Origin of the sequence: Vibrio satsumensis, from assembly GCF_050337435.1 — a bacterium.
In the GTDB taxonomy this organism is placed as follows: Bacteria; Pseudomonadota; Gammaproteobacteria; order Enterobacterales; family Vibrionaceae; genus Vibrio; species Vibrio satsumensis.
Map to the genome: position 1 here is coordinate 32,862 of NZ_JAKJSX010000016.1, position 8,995 is coordinate 41,856.

At 44.5% G+C, this 8,995-nt stretch carries 8 protein-coding genes; 4 read left to right on the forward strand and 4 right to left on the reverse strand.

Annotated elements, in window-relative coordinates:
- Nucleotides 1–131 precede the first annotated feature (131 nt).
- The 3 genes from L4C44_RS19605 to L4C44_RS19615 all read left to right on the forward strand — a co-directional run bounded on the left by L4C44_RS19605 (nucleotide 132) and on the right by L4C44_RS19615 (nucleotide 3,667).
- Complete coding sequence (locus L4C44_RS19605; protein ID WP_146491713.1) at nucleotides 132–1,931, forward strand: sensor histidine kinase; 1,800 nt, start codon at nucleotides 132–134, stop codon at nucleotides 1,929–1,931.
- A 50-nt stretch (nucleotides 1,932–1,981) separates the two neighbouring features.
- The gene (locus L4C44_RS19610) at nucleotides 1,982–3,328 is read left to right on the forward strand and encodes a sigma-54-dependent transcriptional regulator (RefSeq protein WP_146491712.1); all 1,347 of its coding nucleotides are present in this window, start codon (nucleotides 1,982–1,984) and stop codon (nucleotides 3,326–3,328) included.
- Nucleotides 3,329–3,484: 156 nt separating this feature from the next.
- A complete protein-coding gene (locus tag L4C44_RS19615) occupies nucleotides 3,485–3,667 on the forward strand; it encodes a hypothetical protein (RefSeq protein WP_017106218.1) in 183 nt (60 codons plus the stop codon).
- 73 nt (nucleotides 3,668–3,740) lie between these two features.
- On the opposite strand, the gene L4C44_RS19620 is transcribed toward L4C44_RS19615, so the two are convergent.
- The 3 genes from L4C44_RS19620 to L4C44_RS19630 form a co-directional block, all read right to left on the reverse strand.
- On the reverse strand, nucleotides 3,741–5,102 hold the full coding sequence (locus L4C44_RS19620; RefSeq protein ID WP_048661477.1) for a TRAP transporter large permease: 1,362 nt from the start codon (nucleotides 5,100–5,102) through the stop codon (nucleotides 3,741–3,743).
- 2 nt (nucleotides 5,103–5,104) lie between these two features.
- On the reverse strand, nucleotides 5,105–5,860 hold the full coding sequence (locus L4C44_RS19625; RefSeq protein ID WP_048607896.1) for a TRAP transporter small permease: 756 nt from the start codon (nucleotides 5,858–5,860) through the stop codon (nucleotides 5,105–5,107).
- A gap of 64 nt (nucleotides 5,861–5,924) precedes the next feature.
- Nucleotides 5,925–6,920 carry a TRAP transporter substrate-binding protein gene (locus L4C44_RS19630; protein WP_428805602.1) on the reverse strand — a complete coding sequence of 332 codons (996 nt, stop codon included), beginning with the start codon at nucleotides 6,918–6,920 and terminating at the stop codon, nucleotides 5,925–5,927.
- Nucleotides 6,921–7,266: 346 nt separating this feature from the next.
- On the opposite strand from L4C44_RS19630, the gene L4C44_RS19635 reads away from it, so the two are divergent.
- Nucleotides 7,267–7,674 carry a thioesterase family protein gene (locus L4C44_RS19635; protein ID WP_004736070.1) on the forward strand — a complete coding sequence of 136 codons (408 nt, stop codon included), beginning with the start codon at nucleotides 7,267–7,269 and terminating at the stop codon, nucleotides 7,672–7,674.
- Nucleotides 7,675–7,694: 20 nt separating this feature from the next.
- Here the strand turns inward: L4C44_RS19635 and L4C44_RS19640 are convergent, their stop codons facing one another.
- Entirely contained in the window at nucleotides 7,695–8,522 is an 828-nt protein-coding gene (locus L4C44_RS19640; protein ID WP_428805603.1) for a 4'-phosphopantetheinyl transferase family protein, read from the reverse strand.
- Nucleotides 8,523–8,995: the final 473 nt, after the last annotated feature.

An 8,995-nucleotide genomic window follows, 5' to 3' on the forward strand; every position in this document is an offset into this window, starting at 1 on the left:
CCCCGTTACAAACCCTTAACCTACCCCCATCTGTCCACTCTCTGCTTTCAGCAAAAACTACCGCTATTTGCTACCATAAACGAGAGAAGACAGGCTTGAGTGTTTACCAAAGAAATTAGCGGAGAGCCTTCATGTTTCAAGCTTTTAGAATCCCCATATTATTAATGGTCACATACAGTTCACTGATGGTGTTTGGCGGTCATTGGGTATGGAGCACAAGTCATGAAAGTTTGTTAAATGATCACCAATCTAACTTAGACCGCTTTTCCGTCCACATTGCCAGCCAATTGGATAAGTTTGCCCATATCCCTGAGCTTCTTTCGAAGGATAAAGAGCTAGTTGATGCCCTGCACTCACCAAGCAACACTGCTCAGATAGAGCTAACCAATCGCTACCTAGAGCACGTCAACACTGTGATTCAGGCGTCCGACACCTATTTATTGGATAGCATCGGTACCACTATCGCAGCCAGTAACTGGAACCTAAAACATTCTTTTGTCGGACGCAATTTTGCCTTCCGTCCTTATTACCAACAAGCTATTCAAGGACATGAAAAGCAGTACTTCGCTTTAGGTTCAACTTCAGGAAAGAGAGGCTACTATTACTCTTACCCGGTCTCTTATGCTGCTGAAATCATTGGCGTAATTGTGGTAAAAATGGATTTATCTTCGATTGAAGCAAGCTGGCAAGGTAAACAGAGTTTTTTTGTCGCGGATGATAAAGACCAGATTATTTTTATGTCTAGCAATCCTGAATGGCTATTCAAAAGTCTTCAGCCTCTCGATGATACACAACAAGCTCGCATTCGCGAAAATCAGCAATACCTCGATACCCACATTGAAAGCCTCCACTTCTCTGGAGATCTAGAGGGCGCAACCAGCAGCATTCGTTCATCTCACCCGTTAGTTAAAGAGAAGTTTTTCACCTCTTCACGCTTTCTACCTGATCCTGGATTAACGGTCAGGGTCTTCTCCCCTACCCACTTGGTTTGGTGGGACTTGATCGCCTATATGGTGGTACTGAGCTTGGTCTTTGCAATCATTTATCTGGTCATTCAACTTAATCTGCACCGTCAACACCGACGCGCCCAGATCGATAGGTTGCAGTCAGAAGCTAACCAGAAGCTAGAATTTCAAGTACTCGAAAGAACCTCTGAGCTACACGTAGAGATCAAGCAACGTATCGAAACCGAGCGGGTACTCAGACACACCCAAGACGAGCTCATCCAAGCGGCAAAACTGGCGGTATTGGGCCAGATGTCAGCAAGTATTAGTCATGAATTGAATAATCCACTCGCTGCGATTCGTAGTTATGCTGACAATGGCCGACTGTTTCTAGCCAAAGAGAAAACAGATCGTGTCGATGACAACTTATCGCGTATTTCATCGCTCACCGACCGCATGGCGAAAATTAGTCAACAGCTTCGCTCCTTTGCTAAAAAGTCGACAGCGGAAGAGCTACACATATTACAGATCCTCCCCGTATTGCATTCATCTAGGGAGTTGATGAAGCCACAACTCAAGAGTGAACGAGTTAAGGTCAACGAACTCCCTGAGACCTTTGATGCTTGCGTGCTCGCCAACGCCATTCAACTGGAACAGGTGATCATTAACCTGCTGACCAACGCAATTCAGGCGATGGAACAACAAGACGACAAACTATTAGCTATTCTGTTAGAGATTAGGGAGTCCGACCATCAACAAGCCAAGACCTTGCTGATTCATGTCGATGATAACGGTCCCGGTTTCACCTCCCCTTCGAACGGAAACTTTTTTGAACCCTTCCATACCACCAAGAAAAACGGACTTGGATTAGGGCTATCGATTTCTCAGCAAATAATCAGCGGAATAAACGGCAAACTCGTTACCGGTAGAAGCCCTCAAGGTGGTGCTCGATTCAGCATAGAGTTGCCCCTTGTTGAACAAGAATAGCAAGCAAAAACTCAGCAATAACCAGAATACAAAGAAGTAAAGGAATCACTATGTGTCACGTCTATTTCATTGATGATGAATCCGATCTAAGAATGGCGATTGAACAGAGCTTCGAGCTCGCCGACATTGATGCCGAATTCTTTCCCGATGCGGAGTCTGCTCTGCTCGCGATTCAAGAAAACGGCTTACCTCACGTGATCATCACTGATATCTGTTTACCGGGTCTTTCCGGGCATGATTTGCTCAACACAGTGATGCACAAGGACAAAGAGATCCCCGTTATTATGATTACTGGTCACGGCGATATTTCAATGGCCGTTCAAGCAATCCAATACGGCGCTTACGACTTCATCGAAAAACCTTTCGCCAATGAACGCCTAATCGAAACCACCAAACGAGCGATAGAAAAACGTCAACTCACCCTTGAGAACCTTGAATTAAAACGTTCACTTAAGGCCAGCCAAGCGCTCGGCCCAAGAATCATTGGTGACACGCAATCAATGACGGAGCTTCGGTCTATCATCACTCACGTTGCCGACACCAACGCAGATATTTTGTTATTTGGCGAAACAGGTACAGGCAAAGAGTTGGTCGCACGCTCTTTACATGAACAAAGCAGCAGACGAGAACAAAACTTCGTCGCAGTCAATTGCGGTGCGGTCCCCGAAAACCTGATTGAGAGTGAGCTGTATGGTCATGAGAAAGGTGCATTCACTGGCGCAGAAAGCAAACGAGTGGGTAAATTTGAATTTGCTCAAGGCGGAACTCTATTCTTAGATGAAATTGAGTCCATGCCGATGCAGGCACAAATTCGTTTGCTGCGTGTATTGCAGGAACGCGTCATCGAAAGGGTTGGGTCTAATGGTTTAGTCCCGCTAGACATTCGAGTAATTGCGGCAACTAAAATTGACCTAAAGAAAGCCGCTGAAGAAGGTACTTTCCGCCAAGACCTCTATTATCGACTCAATGTAGTGACCCTAGATTTACCGCCGTTAAGAAGCCGACAAGAAGATATCCCAGCACTCTTCCACCACTTCTTACTGGTCGCTGCAGCGCGTTATGGCAAGACAGCCCCGGCACTTCCACAAAAAGAACTGCACGCGCTTTTGGCTCATGATTGGCCCGGCAATGTACGTGAACTACGTAATAGCGCTGAACGCTTCATCTTACTCGGAAAACTTGCTCAACTGGGGGATAGTGCGAACTCAGAGACCCATTCAGACGCCAGTACTAGCCTATCGGACCAAGTGTCAGAGTTCGAAAAAGCGGTGATCGAGCGCGCGTTGATTGAGAATGAAGGGAGTATAAAATTGACCATGTCTCAATTAAATGTCCCAAGAAAAACGCTTTACGACAAAATGCAGCGTTATCAAATCGACAAAGATAATTTTAAGTAAACAATAGATTTTTAAGTGAAAAATTAAACTGCGAAATACAAGAATCAACAACGAAACAAAACGCAAAGCGCAACTTGATCTGAACGTATATCGAAACTGGCAGAGATAACATTCCTCTTCCATAATTCATATGTCGACTTTAAGGATAAGTTGCATATGAATGAAAAAACGACCATTCCTGTCATTGTAGATACAGTGCTGATTGATGACCATTATGAAGTAGAAAGAAGATCTGGGCGCGACCGAAGAAAGAAAAAACTGCGCTGGAAAGGCTACGACAGACGCATAAGCGGCACATTACGGCGCGGGAAAAAGAAAGCGATAGATGAAAAAGTATAACTCTTCATCTATCGCTGTTATCCCTATTGATAATAAACCGTCCGTTAGATTAGCCGTGTATCTAAACCGCCAACTACTTGGTTATGATCTCTGGACCCATCAATGTGGTCGGTAACCATGTCGATACCCAAGGCACGTAAGTGACGATAATCAGGAATAAGAACATCACGCCAACCCACGGCAATGCGGCTTTTACCACGTTCATCATCGACATCTTCGCGACACCTGCGGTCACAAACAAATTGAGCCCGACAGGCGGCGTTATCATCCCTATCTCCATGTTCACCACCATCATGATACCAAGATGAATTGGGTCGATACCGAGCGCAATGGCAATTGGGAAAACCAAAGGTGCTACGATGATCAGCAAGCCCGATGGCTCCATGAACTGCCCACCGATCAAGAGCAGAACGTTCACCACAATCAAGAAGGTGATCGGCCCTAAGCCTGCAGAAAGCATAGACTCAGTGATCATTTGAGGAATACGTTCTTCTGTCAGTACATGCTTGAGAATCAACGCGTTCGCAATGATAAACAGCAGCATGATAGTCAGCTTACCCGCATCATAGAGTGTGTCTTTGGTGTCTTTGTGACAAAAGGTTTGGAACACTTTCACCAGCGCAGGCTTGGTATTGTTCTTGTCAGCGAAAGGTCCCATATCTTTATAGATAAAGTTGGCAATAAAGAATGCGTAAACCGCTGCAACAGCCGCCGCTTCTGTTGGTGTAAAAATACCGCCGTAGATACCACCCAGAATGATGACAATCAGCAGTAGGCCCCAACTCGCATCCTTCGCTGCTGCAAACATCTCGCCCCAGCCCACAAAAGGCTGTGCTGGAATCTTCTTAATACGTGCCGCAATGTAGATAGCAATCATCAACATCACACCCGCCAGCAGACCAGGAATCACACCGCCTAGGAACATACGGCCTACCGATACATCCGTCGCCGCAGCGTAAACGACCATCACGATTGACGGTGGAATCAAGATACCCAAGGTACCTGCGTTACAGATAACCCCTGCCGCGAATTCTTTTGTGTAGCCGTTTTTGATCATACCTGCGATAACAATACTACCGATCGCTACTACCGTTGCAGGAGATGAACCAGAAAGGGCTGCGAACATCATACATGCCACAACCGACGCCATCGCCAAGCCGCCACGGAACCACCCCACCATCGCGATAGCGAAACGAATAATACGTTTAGCCACGCCGCCAGTAGACATGAAGCTAGAGGCCAAGATAAAGAAAGGAATCGCTAAGAGTGTGTAGTGGCCTGCAAATGCATTAAACAGCGTTTGTGCGACTGAAGCTAATGACGCATCTGAATGCATCAACAAGAATATTACGCTCGATAAACCTAGTGAAATTGCAATTGGTACACCGACCAACATGAAAGCAATTACCATTAAAAATAGAAATAACATTGCCATGATTAGTCTTCCTTACCGTTAGATTTGGTACTCGACTCATTCGCTTTGTTCTGCGGAGTCGAATTCAATACCGCTGTCGCATCTTCGTCAGAGCCCGCTAGCACGTCCGCTTTCAACGCATCCAACTCTTCTTCCGCTTCGTGCCCTGCAATCATGCGGTCAAGCTTGCCTGTTACTACTTGGTAAGCAACTTGAGCAAAACGGAACGTCAGCATTGCCATGCCAATCGGCAGCGCCATATAAGGAATAAAACGTGGCAGTTTCTCGTATCGCTCGCCTTCATTTAGCCAGTCAGCAAGAAACTGAAGCATCTCTGGCATTGGGATATCATCGGTCTCATACCATGCGCGATCGGTCGCGAATGGGTACCAATAATTCCAAGAGCCGATAAGAAGTAAGATTGAAAATGCTAGGCAACTGGTCACGGCGATTAGCGCATACACTTTGCGTAGCTTTTCTGGGGCAAGGTTGATGATGACATCAACACCAATGTGGAAGTGTTTTTTAACGCCATAAGATGCGCCCACTAACACCATCCAAGCAAACATGAACACCGTCAGCTCCAGTGCCCATAAGATGTTGTCATTGAATGCGTATCGAAATACCACATTGGCAAAAGTAAGTAGCGTCATTGCGCCAAGAAAAAATGCGATTAATGACTCTTCAATCACATCCGTAACTCTTCCGACTTTGGAAAAAAGAGAGGTTTCCAATGCTGATTCGCTAGAATTTGGTTGTTCCATTTGAGGCTTTTCCATAATTGACTCCGCTTATAATTGTTTTAATAAGGAGTGACGAATACTCGCCACTCCCTTAGCGGTGTTATTGGTTTGAAGCTAACGCTGCATCGATAAGATCTGAACCGATGTCTTTTTCAAACTTCTTCCATACAGGTTGAAGCGCAATTACCCATGCTTCACGTTGTTCCGGTGTAAGCGTGCGAACCTCACCACCGGCTTCGATGATGTTGTTTTTGTTCGCTAGGTTAACTTTTGAAGATTCCGCATTACGCGTTTCCGAGACTTCTTGAACGATAGTGCCAAGCTGCGCGCGTACATCTTCAGGAAGGTCTTTCCAAAAGTCGTTTGACGTTACAACTAGATAATCCAAGATACCGTGATTGGTTTCTGTCACGCCGTCTTGTACTTCAAAGAATTTCTTGCCGTAGATGTTTGACCATGTGTTCTCTTGACCATCGATAACCTTAGTTTGTAGGCCACCGTATACCTCTTTGAAAGACATCTTCTGAGGGTTAGCGCCTAGCTGCTCAAACTGAGCCACCAATACGTCTGATGCTTGAACACGGAACTTCAAACCTTCTGCATCTTCAGGGCTTAGTAGTGGCTTGTTCGCCGACATCTGCTTCATGCCGTTGTGCCAAAACGCTAAACCTTGCAGACCACGGCGCTTCATCGCATTCTTCAGTTTTTCACCAGATTCTGAGTTTTGGAAACGATCAACGGCTTCTACGTCTTCAAATAGGAACGGAAGGTCAAAAATGCGGTATTTCTTAGTGAACTTTTCAAATTTAGACAGCGATGGAGCCGCCATTTGAACATCACCATTTAACAGGGCTTCCAGTACCTTGTTATCATCATAAAGCGTCGAGTTTGGGAAAACTTGCATACAAGCTTTACCATTCATTTCCGTGTTTACTCGCTCTTCAAGTAGAGAAGCAGCGATGCCTTTCGGGTGCTTATCCGTGTTGGTTACATGACTGAATTTAATCACGATTTCACCTGGATCACAGTTTGCAGCAGCATTAAAACTTGTGAGCGCCAGAGCAGATACAGACAGCAGGGTAAGAGGCTTAAACATTATTATTCTCCTTAGTAAACAAAGCAGCCCTTCAATGGGAACTGCGTGCTTTTACTAAGGCAATTAGCGCGCCACATCAATACAAATCATTAACAACCCTTTAACTATAAGGCTTCATGATACCTGCTTGCAGTATTCACCAACTCACGGTAAAAACTAATGGGTGGGAAATGACACATAGAATATTTATAAATGGGTGGGAGTTGACCAAAGCATCAATGATAAATGAGGTCTGACCAAAAGCCCCTTTCACGAAGATGCCTTGAAGTAATTTCGACCTATCCTGTAGAGTGCTGCACAACTTAGTCAGATTTACTGATCCACTATAAACCAAGAGTTGCTACCCATGAGTCAGATCTACCATCACCCAGTACAAATTTACTATGAAGATACCGATCACTCAGGTGTGGTTTATCACCCTAACTTTCTTAAATACTTCGAGCGTGCGCGCGAGCATGTCTTGGGTAGCGATAAGCTGGCAGAATTGTGGAACGAGCATGGACTAGGTTTTGCGGTGTATAAAGCCAATATGACTTTCCAAGATGGGGTTGAGTTTGCTGAGATCTGCGACATCCGAACCTCTTTTGAACTCGATGGCAAATACAAGACGCTATGGCGACAAGAAGTGTGGCGTAAAGATGCCACTAAACCTGCGGTGATTGGTGATATTGAAATGGTCTGCTTAGATAAAGACAAGCAACTGCAGCCAGTACCCGCTGAAGTATTAAAAGCGATGCTTGGAGAAACGAGCTAACTCCGTCTCACCAAACTAGTTTAAAAGAGATGAGGCAACGAAAAGGTTCTCATCTCTACCTGCATCGGTAGCAAATTTCCGCCGAGCGTAACCGCAAAGCGATACTGCTCATCCAGTCGCCCTAAGCAACATTGCCAGCCTGTAGAAATGCCCCTTTGCTCGGTAACATCCAACCCAACTCCACTGTATATACTGATTTCACCATGCAATCTAATTTCATCCTGCAAGTTTGGCTTAAAATCCGAAGAATGAATTGGCAGTGTTTGCTTCGTCAGATTGGAGAAATCAAACGAAAAGCTTCGCAACGATGTGGCTAGCCCCCTGCCCGTCGCTTTGATATACGACTCCTTCAGCGCCCATAAATCAAAAAACCGTTCTCTCTTATTTTCTTTGTTGAGTTCAAGTAAATCCGCCAATTCTTTATCTGAAAAATAGTGCTTCATGATCGAATCGATATTGGTCGAGCTTCTTGCATGTTCGATGTCGACACCTAATTGAACTGGCTTCCCTTCTCGCTGGCAAACTGCAATCAACAAATGTTCTTTGCTATGACTGATATTGAAATTCAGTCCGGTTTGAATCTGTTGATCCGCAATCAGACTTGGCTTTCCTTTCTCACCATATTCAAACCGCCATGCTTTAGGCGTTAAATCCGAATAACAAGACAGTACTCCTCTCAAGTAATTGCGAACATACATGGCTTGAACTTGAGACGAGGGCACTCTATAGCGTTCAACTTTCTCAACTTCATCGGCCGTGAGTGTCTCTTTGAGGTGTGATTTGATATCGATATCGTCACACAAATCACTCAAAGAACATAACCATAAATCGACGATTGGGTTTTCCATTTTACTCACGTTCACTTCTTCAAACCACTCATCAAAAAACCATCAAAACGGACAAATTTAACTCACCTATGATTTGAGATAAACATAGAGAATTCGTACAGGAAACACCCTTCATATACGGGCTTAAAAATAACTTTTCAAATAATAACAAATTAAAACACGGATCACATTCCACCTTATGGAATAGGTACCTATTAAATGTTACTTACAAAAATCTGACATAGATCTCACAAAGTTAAAATATAGAGTATAAACACTAAAAAACCACACATACCCATTAATTATCAATAAGTTAATTTCATCAAAAATACAAAAAACAAAAGTTCAGAAAAATCATCTGGTCTGAACAGATCATAGTGGCCTCTGGGAGCATTGTATCGGTAACTCACCTCGGGTAGCCTGCTCAACCATTAAACAAATTCACACGTTTTCTTTGCGGATACCTGCTTTGCATAAGGCAGTACTTTGGACAG

What these genes read in the sequence shown, in the direction of transcription:
- L4C44_RS19625 (WP_048607896.1), bottom strand. Translation starts at nt 5,860, where the DNA reads ATGGAAAAGCCTCAAATGGAACAACCAAATTCTAGCGAATCAGCATTG.
- L4C44_RS19630 (WP_428805602.1), bottom strand. Translation starts at nt 6,920, where the DNA reads ATGTTTAAGCCTCTTACCCTGCTGTCTGTATCTGCTCTGGCGCTCACA.
- L4C44_RS19635 (WP_004736070.1), top strand. Translation starts at nt 7,267, where the DNA reads ATGAGTCAGATCTACCATCACCCAGTACAAATTTACTATGAAGATACC.
- L4C44_RS19620 (WP_048661477.1), bottom strand. Translation starts at nt 5,102, where the DNA reads ATGGCAATGTTATTTCTATTTTTAATGGTAATTGCTTTCATGTTGGTC.
- L4C44_RS19610 (WP_146491712.1), top strand. Translation starts at nt 1,982, where the DNA reads ATGTGTCACGTCTATTTCATTGATGATGAATCCGATCTAAGAATGGCG.
- L4C44_RS19640 (WP_428805603.1), bottom strand. Translation starts at nt 8,522, where the DNA reads ATGGAAAACCCAATCGTCGATTTATGGTTATGTTCTTTGAGTGATTTG.
- L4C44_RS19615 (WP_017106218.1), top strand. Translation starts at nt 3,485, where the DNA reads ATGAATGAAAAAACGACCATTCCTGTCATTGTAGATACAGTGCTGATT.
- L4C44_RS19605 (WP_146491713.1), top strand. Translation starts at nt 132, where the DNA reads ATGTTTCAAGCTTTTAGAATCCCCATATTATTAATGGTCACATACAGT.